Below are 16,744 nucleotides of genomic sequence, written 5' to 3'. Positions count from 1 at the left end.
CTGTTTTCTGTTTTTCTGTTTTTCTGTTTTTCCGGAGTCCTGTTTTTGGATCTGATGGTTCGTGACGTGTCGCCGGCAGATCGTGCACCGTGTGCCCCAGGCTGGCCGGCCAGCTGCAGGGCGTCCTTCGTATCCTGTTCCCTCCTCGTATGACTTTTCTTGAGTCCTGCCCGGGCCGGCCGGTGGGCAGCCGCCGGCTGTCCGTCGTCGTTCGCCAGGTTCCTATAGTCCGAGACTGATGGCGGCCAGACCGGGGAAGACGGCGAAGATGACCGTGAGCGGCAGGACGCCAAAGACAAGCGGCACCATCATGCCGATTTCCTTCTTGCCGGCGGACTCCATGAGCTCCCTCTTGGCTGTGTCCCGGACATCCTGTGCCTGCGCCCGGAGGACGTCGGCGAGGGGTGTTCCACGTTCGACGGCCACGATCATCCCGTCCACGAAACGGAGCAGCGGCCCTTGATCGGTCCTGGACGAGAACTCGTGGAGGGCTTCCACGAGGGGCTTGCCGGACCTGGTCTCGGCGAGGACACGGCCGAATTCCTGCGAGAGCTCACCCCGCGCGCTGCGGCAGACCCGGTCCAGGGCACCGGTGGCACTTTCGCCGGCGCTGACGGCCAGGGCCATGAGTTCGGCGATGCTCGGAAACTCCGCCATCATCCGCGCCTCCCGTTTCTTGATGTGCGCGCCCAACAGGTAGTCCCGGAGCAGGAACCCGCCGACGGCGCTTCCCACGACGGCCACGACGGCGACGAACGGGCTGAAGCGGCCGATCGAGCCGGCGAGCGCCACAACGCCGACGGCGAGGACGAATCCGCCGGCCGCCCAGAGGAGTTGCTCAGCCCGGAAGTCCACGGCTGTTTTGGCGCTGCCGGCGCGGGCGAGCCTGCGGTTTAACGCCGTCGCGCCAAGGTTGATCCGGCCCAGGGACCTGGCACCGTCCCGGAACGCCGGGCGGAGGATCCGTTCGAGCGGCCCAAACGGTGTGACATTCCGCGGGGCGGTGCGCAAGAGCCGGGATTCGAGGCTGTGGGTTCTCAGCTGCGGTTCGATACGTTCGACGAACGTCGTTGGACGCATGAAGGGGAGCCGGACGAGGAACAGCCACAGGCCCGCCCCGAGCACGGCCCCGCACACCGTGGCGCCGGCCATCAGGCCGGTCATCGGAGGACCCGCTGTTCTTCCGGCAGCGCCCCGATACGCAGCATGATGGCATAAGACAGCAGTGAGACGGCAAGGCCACCCAAAAGGACGGCAGCGCCGAGCGGGGTGTTGTACGCCATCACAGCCTCAGGACGGCTGGCCAGCAACACCAGGACAATCCAGGGCGCAGCGACGGCCAGGCGTGCGGCGTTGACGGTCCAGGATTGCCTTGCCTCCAGCTCACTCCGGGTCCTGGCACTTTCCCGCAGGAACTCCGCGAGGGTGCCCAGCAGCCTCCCGAGGTCCGAACCGCCCACCTCCCGGGTGAGCCGGAGGGCCTCGACGATCCGGTCCGCCACGGGATCGGCCAGACGGTCCTTGAGCCGTGTGAGTGAGGGATCGAATTGGCCTCCCGACCGGTAGTCGGAGCCAAAGTCCACAAACACGTGGCGAAGCTCCACGGGGCCCTTGTCGCCCAGCTGGATAAGGGCCTCCGGCAGCGACAGGCCGGCCCTGATGGCTGAGCGCAAATGGTCAACGACGTCGGGCCAGAGCTGGCGGAGGACAGCCGTGCGCTTTCTGGCGCGCCACCGGACCATCGCCATCGGCAGCCAGCCGCCGAACAGGCCAAAACATGCCGAGATCGGCCAAGACCCGGTAACCGCGAAGAACGCGAGCGTTGTGAAGGCCCCGAGTCCAAGGCACGAGGCGAGCAGCCCTGCCGCGCTGACCTTTTCGATGCCCGCCGACCGCAGGAGGTCCTCAAGCCGGCTGGTCCGGGGCCTGCGCCGCACGCTCTCAGGCTTCTCCCATGCGGACCACCAGATCAGCAGGAGGCCGGCGCCGCCCAGCATCCCGACCAGCGGCGCCATCACCGCTGCTCCAGCAGCGCAGCGACGTCGTACCCGGAGCGGGCAAACTTTTCCGCGGCGGGCATGGAGTTGGCCTTGGGCAGAAGCTGCCCGTCCGACATCGTGAACACCATGGATGACTCGATGATCCCGTTTTCCACCCGGCGGCCCAGGGACAGGATCTCGGTGACCTGTCGGCGCCCGCTGGCGTGCCTGCTGCAATGGACCACCAGATCGATGCAGGACGCGACGGTGGGCACTACGAACGCGCTGGAGATGTTGTCGCCGGCGAGCAGCGGCAGCGTGCAGATTTTTGTCACGGCATCATGGGCGGAGTTCGCATGCACGGTGCACATCCCGGGAAGTCCGGAATTCAAAGCGATGAGCATGTCCAGGCTTTCGGCCTCCCGGACTTCCCCGACCACCAGCCGGTCCGGCCGCATGCGCAGGGCCTCCTTGACCAGGCGGCGCAGCGGAATCTCCCCTTGCCCCTCCAGGTTCGGCTGACGGCACTGAAGGCCGACGACGTCGCGGAGCGGCAGCTGCAGTTCAAAGATTTCCTCCACAGTGATGACCCGTTCGCGGGTGCCGATGCTGGCGGCGAGGCAGTTGAGCATGGTGGTTTTGCCCGCCTGCGTGGCGCCCGAGACCAGGATGTTGAGGCCGCTGGCGACGGCCGCGCCGAGGAACCTGGCCGCCTGCGGGGTGAGCGTTCCCAGCTCCACCAGGTGCTCGAGCCGGCTGGCTTTGACGACGAACTTGCGGATGTTGATGGCCCAGTGACGCCGGGTGACGTCCGGGATCACGACGTGCAGCCTGGAGCCGTCCGGGAGCGCCGCATCCACGAACGGTGAGGACATGTCCAGGCGCCGGCCTGAGCTCTTCAGCATCCGTTCCACAAGGTCCCGGACCTGCTGGTCCGTCAGCGAAACGGAGGTCAGTTCCGATTCGCCGTTGCGCGCCACGTAGATTTCATTCGGCGCGTTGAGCCAGATTTCCTCGATGCCCGGATCGTCCAGGAGCGGCTGGAGCGCACCAAAGCCCGCCACAGCGTCGAAGACGAATCTCCGGGCTGACTCCAACGGGCCCAGCGGGGGCAGCGGCGCCAGGAGGGCCCGTTCGTCGTAGTCGCTGACAGCCGCTTCGACCAGGCGCCGGACTTCGCCGGACTCCCGCAGGGGGTCAAGGCCCCGCCGGCGGATCAGCTCACGGACCTCGTCCTCAACAATGCGTACAGCCTCCACCTGGACCCCCATATGACTGCCGCCCCTGTGCCGGCGCGATGGGTTTAAAACTAGGGGCGGGCAACCGGCCCGGCAAGGGGTGCCGTGGGTGCATGTGGATAACCACCTGGTTTCAACATGACAACTTTCACTTTGGTAACACTTGAATCACTGGTCTCAGATGTCGGCCGATGTTAGGGTGAGCGCGTTAAGTCAGACATTCTCTCAGCCCGGCCAGCTCTCTTCGTAGCCCCTCGGGCGCGAGACCGTGTGGCGCGGCTCCCACAGCGTGCCATTGCCCCGGAGCGGAACATGAAGCGCACCCTATATCCCCCCACCAGCCACCGATGCCGTCGGGCAGGGGCCATTCTCCTCGCCGCCACCCTGCTGGCCATCACCGGCGTTCCGTCGCCGGCAACCGCCGTCGAGCAGCCGGCCACGCCCCCGGCGTCTGCCACGCCGTCTGCCAGCCCGTCGCCGACGGTCACGAGCACCGCGGCGGCGCCATCCGCAACGGCCCGCCCGGCCGCCCCGGCACCGACCCCGTCACCGGCACCGACCGCAACGCAGGCAGCGGCACAGTCCGCGGCGCCGCCGGGCGGCGTCAAGGACCGGGCGGCCATGGCCGCGGCTGTCGGCCCCGGTGGCGCCGAGATGGGCCAGCGCTCCGCCCGGGTCAGCGCTCCGTCGCCACTTCTGAAGGCGACCACCGAGTCCGCCGCCATTGAATCGCTTACCACGCAGGGCACGTGGTCGCCGTCGTACGGGGTCAAAGGCCTGGACGTCAGCGGCCACCAGACCAGCGTGAACTGGCAGAGCCAGTGGAACATGGGGGCCCGCTTCGCCTACGTCAAGGCCAGCGAAGGCAACTACTTCACCAATGATTCCTTCGGCGCCCAGTACGACGGCGCCCGCAGCGTCGGGATGATCCGGGGCGCCTACCACTTCGCGATCCCGAACTGGTCCTCGGGAGCCGACCAGGCACGCTTCTTCGTCCAGAACGGCGGCGGCTGGAGTGCCGACGGCCGGACCATGCCCCCGGTCCTCGACTTCGAGTTCAACCCCTACGCCGGCCGCACCATCAACGGCTTCTACTTCGGCAACACCTGCTACGGCATGTCCCCCTCGCAGCTGACGTCCTGGGTGCGCGACTTCGGGAACACCATGCGGGCCCTCACGGGCCGCCTTCCCGTCATCTACACCAACACGTCGTGGTGGAACCAGTGCACGGCCAACGCGGCGGGTTTCGGCGACTACCCGCTGTGGGTCGCGTCCTACCCGCTCTCCGCCACGGACAACGCCGGGCCCGTCCCCTCCAGCTGGAGCGTTTTCAGCATGTGGCAATACAGCAGCACCGGGCCGTTCGTGGGTGACTCCAATATCTGGAACGGCGACTATGCCTCACTCCAGCGCTTCGCCGGGACGCCGCTGCCCACCGGCTCCTTCGACGACCTCTCCGTAACCCGCGACGGCGCCGCGGTCTCCCTGCGCGCCCGGGGCTGGTCGGCAGACCTGGCCAGGACATCGTCCTCGATCCAGACCCACATTTACGTGACTGATCCGTCCGGGACCACCAAGGGCTATGCCTGGCAGGCCAACCAGCCCCGGCCCGATGTTGACCAGGCCCTCGGTTACGGTCCGTTGCACGGCTTCGACGGCACGGTCCGGATCACGGCGTCGGGCACGTACAAGGTCTGTGCCTACGCCATCGGGTCCTTCGGCAACACACTCCTGGACTGCAAGTCGCTCCGGGCCACCGGGGTGGAGGCACCGACGGGGTCCTTCGACAGCTTCGGCCAGGTCCGCACGGCCGACAAGGTCACGCTGCAGCTCAAGGGCTGGGCAGCCGACCTCGCCAACCCCTCGGCTTCCAGCTACGCCGACGCCTACGTCACCGACCCGGCCGGGAAAACCACAGGGTACCGGATGAGCGCCAACGTCGCCCGGAAGGATGTCGCGGACGCGACCGGCTTGGGGCTGGCCCATGGCTTCGACTACCAGGTCAAAGCCACCGTTCCGGGATCGTACCGTGCGTGCGTCTACGGGATCGGGCGCAACGCCAACGTGCTGCTGTCCTGCAAGACCACAAACGTCGAGGCCAACCCCGCACCCTTCGGCTCCTACGATTCGGTGTCCCTCACCCAGGCGCCCAACGCCGCGAACTTCCAGGTGAGCGGATGGGCACTGGATCCGGTGCAGCCAGGCAAGAGCGTGCCCGTGCACGTCTACGTCCAGTCGCCCAACGGAACCAATCCCGGCTACGCCTTCACCGCGAACCGCCCGCGTCCGGACGTCAACGCCGCGCTGCAGACGGTCGGTGACCACGGTTTCCAGGTCTCGGTCCCGCTGACTGGTGCCGGGAAGTACACCGTGTGCGCCTATGCCATCGGCATCGCCCCGGTCACGGCCGGCAACACCCTGCTGGCCTGCAAGTCCATCAGCGCGGCCCCGACCCCCGCCACCATGGGTTACCTGGATGCGGCCTCGATCCAGGTCATCAGCGGCAAAGCCTCCATCAAGGCATCCGGCTGGACCCTGGATCCGTCCTTCCCGGCCTCATCGATCCCGGACCACGTCTACGTGACCTCGCCTGACGGGATCCGGAAGGGGTACGCCTTCATGGCCGACCAGAAGCGCCCGGACGTCAACCGGTCCCTCGACACGGTCGGCAACCACGGCTTCACGTCATCGGTCCCCATCACCCAGCGCGGCCAGTACCGGGTGTGCGCCTACGGCGTCGCGGTCTCGATGCTGAGCCTGAACAACTCCCTGCTGGGGTGCCAAACGCTCACCTATTAGCGGTCGTGGCTGACGCCGCACCACGCAAAAGAGACCGGCCCCCGCACATGCGGGGGCCGGTCTGCGTTCAGGTGCCCGGGGCGAAGACCGTTGAATCAGGAACCGAGGTAGTCGCTCAGCCGCTCCGCCGCGGAAGGAACGGTGAACCCGGTCGCCTTGATCTTGTCCAGGTTGAGGGCGCTGTTCAGCGGCCGCGGCGAGACGGCCTTGCCCTTGAAATACTCCTCGGTGCTCACACCGGTCACGGCCTCCCGCGGCTTGCCGGAGAGTTCGTAGACGTCCGCGGCGATGTCCGCCCAGGACTGCTGCTCGCCGTCGTTGCTGAGGTTGTAGACACCGTACTCGGCGCCCGATTCCAGCAGGTGCCGGATGCCGGCGGCGATGTCTTCGGTGAAGCTCAGCCGCCCGATCTGGTCATCAACCACCGACGGTTCGATGCCGCGCTCGGCCAGCGAGGCCATGGTGCGGACAAAGTTGTTGCCCTCACCGATCACCCAGCTGGTGCGCACAATGTAGTGCCGGGGCACCACACTGACGACGGCGTCGCCCGCGGCTTTGGTCTGGCCGTAGACGCCCAGCGGCGCCACCGGCTCCGATTCGTCGTGCGTGGCGCGCGTGCCGTCGAAGACATAGTCCGAGGACACGTGCACCAGGGTGAGGTCGTGTTCGACGGCGGTGCAGGCCAGCCGCGCCACGGCCGTGACGTTGACTGCCCAGGCGGCCGCGCGGCCCTCGGCCGACTCGGCGGCATCCACGGCGGTGTAGGCCGCGGCGTTGATGATCGTGGAGTAGTTCTTCCAGTTCCGTCCGGCGAAGGCGTCCTCGCTGTCGAGGTCAAAATCGTCCCGGCCGGCAAACTCAACGGACGGGTCGCCGTCGTACTGCCGGCGCAGCGCCTTGCCGAGCTGGCCGTTGGCGCCGACCACGAGGACCTTCTTCGGCGGCATCGGCGTGACGTCCGCCAGGCGCGGGTGCGCCTTGTCCTTGTCCGAGAGCTCGGCCCGGCCCAGCGGCACTGGCCAGCTGATGGCCGCGGTCTCGTCGGCGAGGTTCAGGAAGGTGTACTGGCCCTGGGCGTCGGCGGACCAGTGGTCGTTGACGAGGTAGGTGTAGGCGGTGTTGTCCTCCAGCGTCTGGAAGGCGTTCCCGACCCCGCGGGGAATGAAGATGGCCTGGCTGGGGTCCATCTCGGCGGTGAACACGGCGCCGAAGGTCGGGCCTTCGCGCAGGTCCACCCAGGCGCCGAAAATCCTGCCGGTGGCCACGGAGATGAACTTGTCCCACGGCTCGGCATGGATGCCGCGGGTGGTGCCGGCGGATTCGTTGAACGAGATGTTGTTCTGCACCGGACGGAAGTCTGGCAGGCCAAGCGCCACCATCTTTTCCCGCTGCCAGTTCTCCTTGAACCAGCCCCGGTTGTCACCGTGGACCGGAAGGTCGTAGAGGACGACGCCGGGGATCGGGGTTTCGTGCGCTGTGAGCTTTTTCGAGAACTCGATCGACATAATCTACTGGCCTTGTTCCTTGTACTTGGCTTCCGTGGCGGCCTTCTGGGGCCGCCACCAGTCCTCGTTGTTCCGGTACCAGGCGATGGTGTCTTCGATGCCGGCCTCGAAGTTGGAGAACTGCGGCTTCCAGCCGAGTTCCTCGCGCAGCTTGGAGGAGTCGATGGCGTACCGCATGTCGTGGCCGGGCCGGTCCACCACGTGCTCGTACGCGTCCGGCGCCTGGCCCATGTGCTTGAGGATCAGCTCGACGACGTCCTTGTTGTTCTTCTCGCCGTCGGCGCCGATCAGGTAGGTCTCCCCGATCCGGCCCCCGGCGATGATCGCCAGGACAGCGGACGAGTGGTCGTTGGCGTGGATCCAGTCACGGACGTTCTCGCCCTTGCCGTACAGCTTGGGACGGATGCCGTCGATCACGTTGGTGATCTGGCGCGGGATGAACTTCTCCACATGCTGGTACGGACCGTAGTTGTTGGAGCAGTTGCTGATGGTTGCCTGCAGGCCGAAGGACCGCACCCAGGCGCGGACCAGCAGATCCGAGCCCGCTTTGGTGGAGGAATACGGGCTGGAGGGGTTGTAGGGCGTGCTCTCGGTGAACCGCTCCGGGTCATCGAGCTCGAGATCGCCGTAGACCTCGTCGGTGGAGATGTGGTGGAAGCGCTTGTTGTGCTTCCGCGCGGCCTCGATCAGGGTGTAGGTCCCGATGATGTTGGTGTCCAGGAACGGGCGCGGATCGTGCAGCGAGTTGTCGTTATGGGATTCCGCGGCGTAGTGCACCACGACGTCGGACCCGGCAACCAGGCGCTCCACCACGGCGGCGTCGCAGATGTCGCCCTGCACCAGCGTGAACCGGTCTGCAGGCAGGCCCGCCAGAGACTCCACATTGCCCGCGTAGGTGAGCTTGTCGAGGACCGTGACGTGGTGGTCGGTGTTCTCCAGTACGTAGTGGACGAAATTGGAGCCGATGAAGCCGGCGCCGCCGGTGACGAGAAGTTTCTGCATGAGGCCAGCTTACCGAAAGGCCGTCGCCGGCTCAGACCCGCCGGCGGATCCTCCGAAGGGCTTCGACCATAAGCCGGACCAGCATCACGCGGGCCGCGACGATCTTGGGCAGTGACCGCAGGCCGGCAGGCGTCTGGTTCGATTCGTGGATCCGGCGGTAAATGGTCGACTCGTCAAGGTGGGTTATCGATCCGGCGACATTGCCGCAGATGGCCAGCCAGAGATCGTGTGATTCCCGAACGTAAGCGGGAATCGGGGTGAAGTAGCGGTCAGCCTCCCGGCGGAAGGCCATGCCGCAGCCGTAGTACGCCCGGTACCCGATCAGGATGGCGAACAAGTTTGCCACGTGCCGCCGCGAGTCCGCGGACTTCAGCCGCGGAATCCAGGGCCGGTTTCCGCCGCCCAGCATGTCGAAATTGCTGGCGACCACCATAGAACCGGACAAGGCAGCGAGCATCAGCTCCAGCCGGCCCGGAATCCAGACATCGTCCTGGTCTGACAGGAACACGTACTCGCCCCGGCTCAGCCGGATCGCTTCCTCGAAGCTGCGCACGTACCCCCGGTTGACAGGCGAGCGGACGAGCCTGATCCGCGGATCAACGATCCCCTCCACGATTGCGGCAGTCTCGTCGGGGGACGCATCATCGACCACGACGAGCTCGTCGTCGGGACCCAACTCGGCGAGGATGGACGCTATCTGCTCCCGGACAAAGGCCGCACCCTTGTAGGTGGCCATGCACACGCTGGCCCTGACCTTCGGCACATCGGGGCCATTCTCGTCGTTCATGCGAACCACTCTAGGCGACTCCCGGGCCAGGGGCCGGTGCGGGGCAATCGCGTATCATCGTTAGGTCAAGCCCCCCAGCACGAGGACCGTACCGCATGAGACCCGTTCTGTTCAGGCTTGCAGGCTTCACCCTGTTGCCCCTGCTGGCGCTGGTCCTGCCGTTCCTGCTCCTCCCGGTCGTTTCGCGCGTCGTGGGGGCCGCCGGCTGGTCCAGCATCACCTCCGGCCAGGCCATTGGCATCTTTGCGTCGACCATCATTCTCTGGAGCTGGAACATCTCCGGCCCGGTCGAGATTGCCCGCGCCGGCGCCTTCCCGCTGCGGGCGGCACTTTATTCCAGGAGCGTCCGTTCGCGGATCCTGCTCGCGGTCGTCGTGCTGCCCGTCATGAGCGTGATCGTCGCGCTCGTGGCCCGGGAGGGTTTCCGCCTCGATGCCATCACCATGGCCTGGGCCACAGCGCTGACCGGTTTCTCGCCGGCGTGGTACGGCATCGGCACCGGCCAGCCCCGGATCCTCGCCGTCTACGACACCCTCCCCCGCTTCTTCGCGGCCATCATCAGTGCCCCGGTCATCCTGCTCACCGGACAAGTCTGGACCTACGGGCTGGTCTCGGTCTTTACGACGCTCGTGGCATTGATCGCATTCCACCGCCGGTTCGGCGAACCCCGGACCTGGCTGCCCCGGAGCCCTCGGACCGTCGTGCGGGAGATCGTGCCCACCGCGGGCACGGCCGGCATCAACTTCACGGGAAGCGCCTACGGCTCGTCCCCGGTTCCGATCGCCACCGCGACGGTGCCGTCGGCCGCTGCCACGGCCGGTTTCGCCTCGGCGGACGCCATCTACCGCCTGGGGCTCTTCACGATCGTGGCGCTCGGCAACACGTTCCAGGGCTGGACCCTGGAGCACGATGCCGCCGACCCGCGCCGCCGCCACTTCGCGGCCATGGCTGCCCACGCGGCCCTGGGGCTCGCGGGCGGGATCTTCCTCACACTGTTCGGCCCGTGGGTCTCCGGCGTGATGTTCGGCGAGGCTGTCCGCGCGGACACCCTGACCTGCCTGTTCTACGGGGTATCCTTCTTCTTCATCTCCTCATCGACGCCGCTGATCCGGAATGTGCTGATCCCCGCCCATCGCCAGAAGTCGGTGCTGATGTGGACCGCGGTTTCCGCCGTCGTCGGCGTGCTGCTCATGGTGGCGGCCGGGCTGGCGGCCAACGTCCCCGCCATCGCCCTGGGCATGGCAGTGAGCGAGGCCCTCCTGTTCCTTGGCCTGCTGCGCCCTTCCCTCCGGATCCTGCCAGCGGGCGCCCGCGGCCGGGGCCGGAAGGTAGGATCAGCAGCGTGATCGCCAGATGCCCGCGGCCGGTCGCCGCCGTCAACACCGCATGCCCCCGGGTGATCACGAATCCCGAGCCGGACGCCGCCCACTCCGTCAGCCGCCTCCGGGCCGTTGATATATTGGAGAACTATGAAAATTCTTGACTCGACCCGTGTGCTGGTCATAATGCCGGCGTGGAACGAAGCCGAGTCCGTGGGGAATACCGTCCGGGAAGTGCTGGGCGTCGGCCGGCCCTACGATGTCCTGGTGGTCAACGATGGCTCTGCGGATGCCACCGCGACGGTCGCGAAAGACGCTGGCGCCACCGTCCTGACGCTGCCGTTCAACCTGGGCGTCGGCGGTGCCATGAGGGCCGGTTTCAAGTACGCCCAGCGCCTCGGTTACCAGCGCGTGATCCAGGTGGACGCCGACGGACAGCACGATCCCCGCAATATCCACGAGGTCCTGGCAGGCCTGGAGCACGCGGACATCTCCATCGGTGCCCGCTTTGCCGACCGCGGCGACTATTCGGTCAGCGGGCCCCGCAAGTGGGCCATGCAGCTCCTCGCCAAGGTCATCTCAGGACTGGCCAAGACCCGGCTCACGGACGTGACCAGCGGCTTCCGGGCCGCGAACGGGCGCGCCATCAACCAGTACCTGGACCACTACCCTGCGGAGTATCTGGGTGACACCATCGACTCCCTGGTGGTGGCGATCCGCTCCGGCTGCCGGGTGACCCAGGTCCCGGTGGAAATGCGCCCGCGCCAAGGCGGGACTCCCAGCCACAACCCCGTCAAGTCCGCCGTCTACCTCGGCCGGTCCGTCTTCGCCCTCATGTTCGCGCTGACCCGTAAGCGGTCCACCATTTCCGACCCCGCGCTGGCCGCCAAAGGAGCCGTCTAATGGGCAACTGGCCCGCCTTTTTCCTTGCCCTGGCGATCGTCGGCGTCGTCTTCGAGATGCTCCGCCGGAAGAAGCTTCGCGAGAAATACGCAGCACTCTGGCTCTTCGTGGGCATCGGCACGCTGGTTCTGGCCGCGTTTCCGAGCCTGCTGACGATCGTGGCCGAACGCGTCGGCGTCCAGCTGCCGTCCAATCTGCTGTTCATCATCAGCATCCTGCTGCTGCTCGGTGTCTGCCTGCACTTGTCCTGGGAGCTGTCCGTGGTCGAGGACGAGACCCGCACCCTCGCGGAGGAAGTCGCCATCCTCCGGACCATGGTCGAGGACATGTCCTCCCGGGACGGCGACGCTCCGGCGGCGCCGACGACGAAGTAGGAGGCCCCGGTGGCACTGGACATCTTTATCCCCTACTGGGGCGACGTTAACTACATGAAACTGGCCGTCGACAGCGTCCTGGCCCAGACCAGCCCGGACTGGCGCCTGACGGTGGTTGACGACGCTTACCCCGGCGACGACGTCAGACGCTACGTCGAGGCCGCGGACGATCCCCGGATCACGTATATCCGCAAGGACAAGAACGAGGGCATCACCGAGAACTTCAGGACCTGCGTCTCGCTGGCCGGCCAGGACGTCCTGGTGGTCATGGGATGCGACGACCTTCTGCTGCCGAACTTCGTGGACGTCGTGCTCCGCGCCCACAACGAATTCCCCGACGCCTGGATTATCCAGCCCGGCGTCCAGATCATCGACGAGAACGGCAAACCCTCCGTTCCCCTGGTGGACATCGTCAAGCAGCGGCTAGTCAAACCGCACGGCACCGGGTCACGGCTCGTGGGCGGCGAGCGGCTGGCGGTCAGCCTCCTGCACGGCGACTGGCTTTACTGGCCCTCCCTGGCCTTCCGCCGCGACCGGATCCGGGACTACGACTTCCGTGACGGTTTCCCCGTCATCCAGGATCTCGCCCTCGTCATGGACATGGTGCTTGGCGGGGCCGAGCTGCTGATCGTCCCGGATATCTGCTTCGAATACCGCCGGCACACTCACAGCGCGTCCTCCGCGAAACTCGTCGACGGGTCCCGGTTCGTCGGTGAGCGCGACTTCTTCGACCTGGCCGCGGCGCTGTGCACGGCGAAGGGCTGGCGCAAGGCGGCCCGCGCTGCCCGGCTGCGGCTCACGTCCCGTGCGCACGCACTCCTGATCCTCGCCGGCGCGCTCCGGCAAAGTGCCTCCGGGACGCTCGGCATCCTCCTGCGGCATTCCTTCGGAAAGTGAGCGAACCCCACGTGACCGGCGAGTCCCCCGTCCCTGCCACGGGGGCCACGGGCGTCACCGGCGTCGTCACCGCGTTCCGGCCGACGGCGGCGCTGATCGGCAACGTCGAATCGCTGCGGGAGCAGGTGGACGCCGTCGTGGTGGTTGACGACGGCGGCGGCCCCGGCTTCGAGCCGGTCTTCGCCGCGCTGGCCGCGGCCGGCGCCGAAGTCGTGCGCCTCCCGGAGAACGCCGGCATCGGCGCCGCCTTAAACGCCGGCATCCGCGCGGCACGCCGGCACCGGAACCCGGACTTCATCCTGACCGTGGACCAGGACTCCCTGCTGCCCGCGGGTTATGCGCAGGCGCTGCGCCGCGCCGCCGCGGACGCGCGGGCCGCCGGCGTCGAGCCCGGCCTCATCTCCCCGTCCAGGATCCACGGAAACCCGGTGTTGCGCGCCGGGACCCGGAACGGCGTCGCCCTGGGCCGGGAGCCGATCCAGTCGGGCCTGCTGATCCCGGCCGGCACGCTGGACGTCCTTGGCGGGTTCTGGGAAGAGCTCTTCATCGACCTTGTCGACACCGAGTACTATTACCGCGCACTCGCCGCGGGCCTGCCCACCGTCCTTGCGGCGGCGGAGTTCGACCACTCCCTGGGAACGATGGTGGAGGCCAAGGTGTTTGGCCGGCCCGTCCCGGCGGGCGGCCGTCCGCTGCTGGTGCGCACCGCCGCGACCTGGCGCTACTACTACATCTTCAGGAACCGCCTCGTCACGGGCCGCCGGTACGCGGTCCGGTATCCCGCATGGGTGGCCGCCGGGATGTGGGGCGATCTGCGGCATCTGCTGATCGTGACCCTGCTGGCGCCCGGCCGCTCCGCCCGGCTGGGCTCGGCGCTCCGCGGCACCGCCGACGGCCTCCGCGGACGGACCGGGCGCCGGCATTCGGCCTGACACCATGCGGGACCCTGGGCCGGCGGGCCCCCAGAGTTTGGCCGAGTGCAGACCCGTAGGAGAGGATGTATACCATGCGCGGAATAATTCTTGCCGGCGGGACCGGCTCTCGTCTCCATCCCATCACCCACGGCATCAGCAAGCAGCTCGTCCCGGTATACGACAAGCCGATGATCTACTACCCGCTGTCGACGCTGATCCTGGCCGGCATCCGGGACATCCTGATCATCACCACCCCGCATGACGCCGAGCAGTTCGAGCGCCTCCTCGGCGACGGTTCGCAGTTCGGCATCAACCTGAGCTATGTCCAGCAGGCCTCCCCCGACGGACTGGCCCAGGCCTTCATCCTCGGTGAGGAGCACATCGGCAACGAGACCGTTGCCCTGGTGCTGGGTGACAACATCTTCTACGGCCAGGGGATGGGAACCCAGCTGCGCAAGCATGAAAACATCGACGGCGGTGCTGTTTTCGGCTACTGGGTCAAGAACCCCAAGGCCTACGGTGTCGTGGAGTTCGATGACGCCGGCCAGGCCGTCTCGCTGGAGGAAAAGCCGGAGCGGCCCAAGTCCCACTACGCCGTGCCCGGACTGTACTTCTACGACAACGACGTCGTCGGGATCGCCAAGGACCTGAAGCCCTCGCCGCGCGGCGAGCTGGAAATCACCGACGTCAACCGGACCTACCTCGAGATGGGCAAGCTCCGCGTCGAAATCCTGCCCCGCGGCACGGCCTGGCTGGACACCGGAACCTTCGATGACCTCAACGACGCGTCGAACTTCATCCGGACGGTCGAGAACCGCCAGGGCTTGAAGATCGGCGCCCCGGAGGAGATCGCCTGGCGCCAGGGCTTCCTGAGCGACGATGAACTCCGCCAGCGCGCCGAGCCGCTGGTCAAGAGCGGGTACGGTGCCTACCTCCTCGGACTCCTGGAGCCGTAGCCCTCCATGTGGATGTCCGTCTTACCGCAGGTCCTGATCGCCTGCGCTGTCTTGGTCCTGCCCGGGCTGATCATCTCCGTTGCCCTGCGATTCAGGGGATTCAGTGCCCTGGCGCTTGCTCCCGCGATGACCGTCGGTGTTGTGGTCATCACGTCCACGTTGGCCCCGTTCCTGAAGGTGAGGTTCGGGCTGCTCCCCGTGGCCGCGGTGGCGGTGGCTCTGTCCCTGCTCGGTTTGTGGGCGGCGCGGTTCCGTCCCTCCGGCCCGGCCGTAACCGGCCTGAACCCTCTGAGGGTGCCGGACGTCCGCGGCGACGTCGCGGCGCTGGCCGGATCCGTCATCGCCGGAGGGCTCCTCGCCGTCCACTCCGTCCACCTCATCGGCAGCCCGCAGGCCATTTCCCAGACGTATGACGCCGTCTTCCACCTGAATTCGGTCAGGTTTGCCCTGGACACCGGCCAGGCGTCCTCGTTGACCCTGGGTGCCATGACCGGCGGCGGAGCCTACCCGGCCGGCTGGAACGCTGTCGCCACCCTCGTCGCCATGGCAACGGGTGCGAGCGTCCCGCTCGCCGTCAATATCACCAGCATCGTCCTCGCGGCCGTCTTCTGGCCGTTGGGATGCCTCCTGTTGGCGCGGTCCGTGGTGGGGGGACGCCCGGCCGCCCTGGTCGCCGCAGGCATTGCGGCGGCGTCGCTGGGTGCCTTCCCGCTGCACATGATGGACTTTGGGGTCCTGTATCCGAACCTGCTGGCCATTAGCGTATTGCCCTCCAGCGTCGCCCTGGCAGCAGCGTGTGCCGGGTTGACGCCCGGACTTGTCCGCCGCGATCTCGCCACGATACTTGCCCTGCTGCTGGCGCTCACCGGCCTGATTGTCGCCCATCCCACAACGTTCATGGCCTGGCTGACGTGGACGCTGCCCATGGTGCTGACGCTGGTGTGGCGCTCTGCGGCTGCCCTCCGGCGGAAGCAGTCCCGCGCCCGCTCGTACGTTTTGAGGCTGGCGCTGCCGGTCGCCGGGTACGCCGTCGCTTTCGACCTGCTGTGGACCAATCTGCGTCCACCCCCCGAGGCTTCGTTCTGGGGCCCGTACCAGAGCATTCCAAAGGCCATTGGCGAAGCCGTCACCATCTCCCCCACCGGCCTGGCACTAGCGTGGCTTGTGGCCCCGCTGGTATTCCTCGGCCTCTGGGCCTGCTTCCAAGACCGCTGGCAGCGCGTGTGGATCGCTGGCGTCTTCGCATTGTTCACTTACCTGTTCGTTGTGGTCTCCGGCTTTACCAAGTCGGAAACCCGGGACTTCCTCACAGGCGTGTGGTACAACGACAGCCACCGGATTGCCGCCCTGCTGCCGCTGGTTGCGGTCCTGCTCGTCGCCGTCGGTATGGACTGGGCAGGGCACCGCATCCTGGCCATGCGCGGCCGGTCCAAGGCCCTCGCGGTCGCCCTTGACGGTTCTCCGCGCTGGGGGCGTGCCGGAACGGCAGCCTACCGGTCCGCAGGCATCGCCGCCGTCGTGCTGGCAGCCATCGCCCTGGGACAGCAGGGCGGCCTGGAACTGGAGGTCGAACAGGGCTCAAAAAACTACAGGCTCGCCGCCGATTCGCCGCTAGTCTCCACCGACGAGCTCCAGCTCATGAAGCGGCTGCCCCAGACTGTTCCCGAGAATGCGCTGCTGATCGACAACCCTTACACGGGTGCCGCGCTGTCCTACGCGTTGGGTGAGCGCAAGTCCGCCCAGCTCCATGTCATGAGCTACGTCTCCCCGGACGTGAAGCGGATCTACGATTCGATGGGCAACGTGACGACGGACGCCAGCGTCTGCCAGGCAGTCCGCGCGGCGAATGCCTACTACATCCTGGACTTCGGCCCGGTTGAAGTCCACGGCGGAGACCACACTCCCGCCGGGCTGCGGAATCTCGCAGCGAACCCAGGCGTGCAGCTCATTGACAGCCAGGGCGAGGCGAAGCTCTACAAGGTCACCGCCTGCGGGAACTGAACCCCGGCGTGCTGCAGGCTGCGGGGCAGGTTCCGCAGCCTGCAGCAGCACCCTGCCCGCAACCTGCCCG

The 16,744-nt window shown here is 67.2% G+C and carries 14 protein-coding genes; 8 read left to right on the top strand and 6 right to left on the bottom strand.

Going from position 1 to position 16,744, the window contains the following annotated elements; all coding sequences use genetic code 11:
• Nucleotides 1-222: 222 nt before the first annotated feature.
• From AC1DBX_RS05070 to AC1DBX_RS05060, 3 genes are read right to left on the bottom strand one after another with little or no spacing between them, the layout of a single operon-like run.
• Nucleotides 223-1,164, bottom strand: a complete 942-nt coding sequence (locus tag AC1DBX_RS05070) for a type II secretion system F family protein (protein ID WP_476887400.1) — start codon at nt 1,162-1,164, stop codon at nt 223-225.
• Nucleotides 1,161-2,015 carry a type II secretion system F family protein gene (locus tag AC1DBX_RS05065; protein ID WP_476931208.1) on the bottom strand — a complete coding sequence of 285 codons (855 nt, stop codon included), beginning with the start codon at nt 2,013-2,015 and terminating at the stop codon, nt 1,161-1,163. The genes AC1DBX_RS05070 and AC1DBX_RS05065 overlap by 4 nt, the downstream gene beginning before the upstream one ends.
• Nucleotides 2,015-3,238 carry a TadA family conjugal transfer-associated ATPase gene (locus AC1DBX_RS05060; protein ID WP_026266742.1) on the bottom strand — a complete coding sequence of 408 codons (1,224 nt, stop codon included), beginning with the start codon at nt 3,236-3,238 and terminating at the stop codon, nt 2,015-2,017. The genes AC1DBX_RS05065 and AC1DBX_RS05060 overlap by 1 nt, the downstream gene beginning before the upstream one ends.
• 291 nt (nt 3,239-3,529) lie before the next feature.
• Here AC1DBX_RS05060 and AC1DBX_RS05055 point away from each other — a divergent pair, with 291 nt between their 5' ends.
• On the top strand, nt 3,530-6,016 hold the full coding sequence (locus AC1DBX_RS05055; protein ID WP_476931207.1) for a lysozyme: 2,487 nt from the start codon (nt 3,530-3,532) through the stop codon (nt 6,014-6,016).
• Nucleotides 6,017-6,111: 95 nt separating this feature from the next.
• On the opposite strand, the gene AC1DBX_RS05050 is transcribed toward AC1DBX_RS05055, so the two are convergent.
• The 3 genes from AC1DBX_RS05050 to AC1DBX_RS05040 are packed head-to-tail and all read right to left on the bottom strand — an operon-like array spanning nt 6,112 to nt 9,310.
• On the bottom strand, nt 6,112-7,521 hold the full coding sequence (locus tag AC1DBX_RS05050; protein WP_476931206.1) for a sugar nucleotide-binding protein: 1,410 nt from the start codon (nt 7,519-7,521) through the stop codon (nt 6,112-6,114).
• A 3-nt stretch (nt 7,522-7,524) separates the two neighbouring features.
• Nucleotides 7,525-8,523, bottom strand: a complete 999-nt coding sequence (gene rfbB / locus AC1DBX_RS05045) for a dTDP-glucose 4,6-dehydratase (RefSeq protein WP_243181211.1) — start codon at nt 8,521-8,523, stop codon at nt 7,525-7,527.
• 31 nt (nt 8,524-8,554) lie between these two features.
• Nucleotides 8,555-9,310, bottom strand: a complete 756-nt coding sequence (locus tag AC1DBX_RS05040; RefSeq protein WP_476931205.1) for a glycosyltransferase family 2 protein — start codon at nt 9,308-9,310, stop codon at nt 8,555-8,557.
• Nucleotides 9,311-9,405: 95 nt separating this feature from the next.
• Here AC1DBX_RS05040 and AC1DBX_RS05035 point away from each other — a divergent pair, with 95 nt between their 5' ends.
• The 7 genes from AC1DBX_RS05035 to AC1DBX_RS05005 all read left to right on the top strand — a co-directional run bounded on the left by AC1DBX_RS05035 (nt 9,406) and on the right by AC1DBX_RS05005 (nt 16,674).
• Nucleotides 9,406-10,656 (top strand): polysaccharide biosynthesis protein, encoded by a 1,251-nt coding sequence (locus AC1DBX_RS05035; protein ID WP_476931204.1) that lies wholly within the window; start codon nt 9,406-9,408, stop codon nt 10,654-10,656.
• A gap of 123 nt (nt 10,657-10,779) precedes the next feature.
• A complete protein-coding gene (locus AC1DBX_RS05030) occupies nt 10,780-11,532 on the top strand; it encodes a glycosyltransferase family 2 protein (RefSeq protein ID WP_476931203.1) in 753 nt (250 codons plus the stop codon).
• The gene (locus AC1DBX_RS05025) at nt 11,532-11,906 is read left to right on the top strand and encodes a DUF2304 domain-containing protein (RefSeq protein ID WP_476931202.1); all 375 of its coding nucleotides are present in this window, start codon (nt 11,532-11,534) and stop codon (nt 11,904-11,906) included. The genes AC1DBX_RS05030 and AC1DBX_RS05025 overlap by 1 nt, the downstream gene beginning before the upstream one ends.
• 9 nt (nt 11,907-11,915) lie before the next feature.
• On the top strand, nt 11,916-12,803 hold the full coding sequence (locus AC1DBX_RS05020; protein WP_476931201.1) for a glycosyltransferase: 888 nt from the start codon (nt 11,916-11,918) through the stop codon (nt 12,801-12,803).
• Nucleotides 12,800-13,735: a glycosyltransferase gene (locus AC1DBX_RS05015; RefSeq protein ID WP_476931200.1), complete on the top strand. Its 936-nt coding sequence runs from the start codon at nt 12,800-12,802 to the stop codon at nt 13,733-13,735. Before AC1DBX_RS05020 ends, AC1DBX_RS05015 begins: the two co-directional genes overlap by 4 nt.
• Nucleotides 13,736-13,809: 74 nt before the next feature.
• A complete protein-coding gene (rfbA, locus tag AC1DBX_RS05010; RefSeq protein WP_476931199.1) occupies nt 13,810-14,673 on the top strand; it encodes a glucose-1-phosphate thymidylyltransferase RfbA in 864 nt (287 codons plus the stop codon).
• Nucleotides 14,674-14,685: 12 nt separating this feature from the next.
• Complete coding sequence (locus tag AC1DBX_RS05005) at nt 14,686-16,674, top strand: DUF6541 family protein (RefSeq protein ID WP_476931198.1); 1,989 nt, start codon at nt 14,686-14,688, stop codon at nt 16,672-16,674.
• Nucleotides 16,675-16,744 lie beyond the last annotated feature (70 nt).

This window comes from Arthrobacter sp. 10N44_2, assembly GCF_056394385.1.
Note: the sequence above shows the minus strand (reverse complement) of the source record. Positions and strands in the feature narration are given on the sequence as shown.

Bases quoted from the DNA above. Each gene is read 5' to 3' on its own strand.
- AC1DBX_RS05050 (WP_476931206.1), bottom strand. From the start codon at position 7,521: ATGTCGATCGAGTTCTCGAAAAAGCTCACAGCGCACGAAACCCCGATC.
- AC1DBX_RS05005 (WP_476931198.1), top strand. From the start codon at position 14,686: ATGTCCGTCTTACCGCAGGTCCTGATCGCCTGCGCTGTCTTGGTCCTG.
- AC1DBX_RS05065 (WP_476931208.1), bottom strand. From the start codon at position 2,015: ATGGCGCCGCTGGTCGGGATGCTGGGCGGCGCCGGCCTCCTGCTGATC.
- AC1DBX_RS05030 (WP_476931203.1), top strand. From the start codon at position 10,780: ATGAAAATTCTTGACTCGACCCGTGTGCTGGTCATAATGCCGGCGTGG.
- AC1DBX_RS05055 (WP_476931207.1), top strand. From the start codon at position 3,530: ATGAAGCGCACCCTATATCCCCCCACCAGCCACCGATGCCGTCGGGCA.
- AC1DBX_RS05035 (WP_476931204.1), top strand. From the start codon at position 9,406: ATGAGACCCGTTCTGTTCAGGCTTGCAGGCTTCACCCTGTTGCCCCTG.
- AC1DBX_RS05025 (WP_476931202.1), top strand. From the start codon at position 11,532: ATGGGCAACTGGCCCGCCTTTTTCCTTGCCCTGGCGATCGTCGGCGTC.
- AC1DBX_RS05040 (WP_476931205.1), bottom strand. From the start codon at position 9,310: ATGAACGACGAGAATGGCCCCGATGTGCCGAAGGTCAGGGCCAGCGTG.
- rfbA (WP_476931199.1), top strand. From the start codon at position 13,810: ATGCGCGGAATAATTCTTGCCGGCGGGACCGGCTCTCGTCTCCATCCC.
- AC1DBX_RS05070 (WP_476887400.1), bottom strand. From the start codon at position 1,164: ATGACCGGCCTGATGGCCGGCGCCACGGTGTGCGGGGCCGTGCTCGGG.
- rfbB (WP_243181211.1), bottom strand. From the start codon at position 8,523: ATGCAGAAACTTCTCGTCACCGGCGGCGCCGGCTTCATCGGCTCCAAT.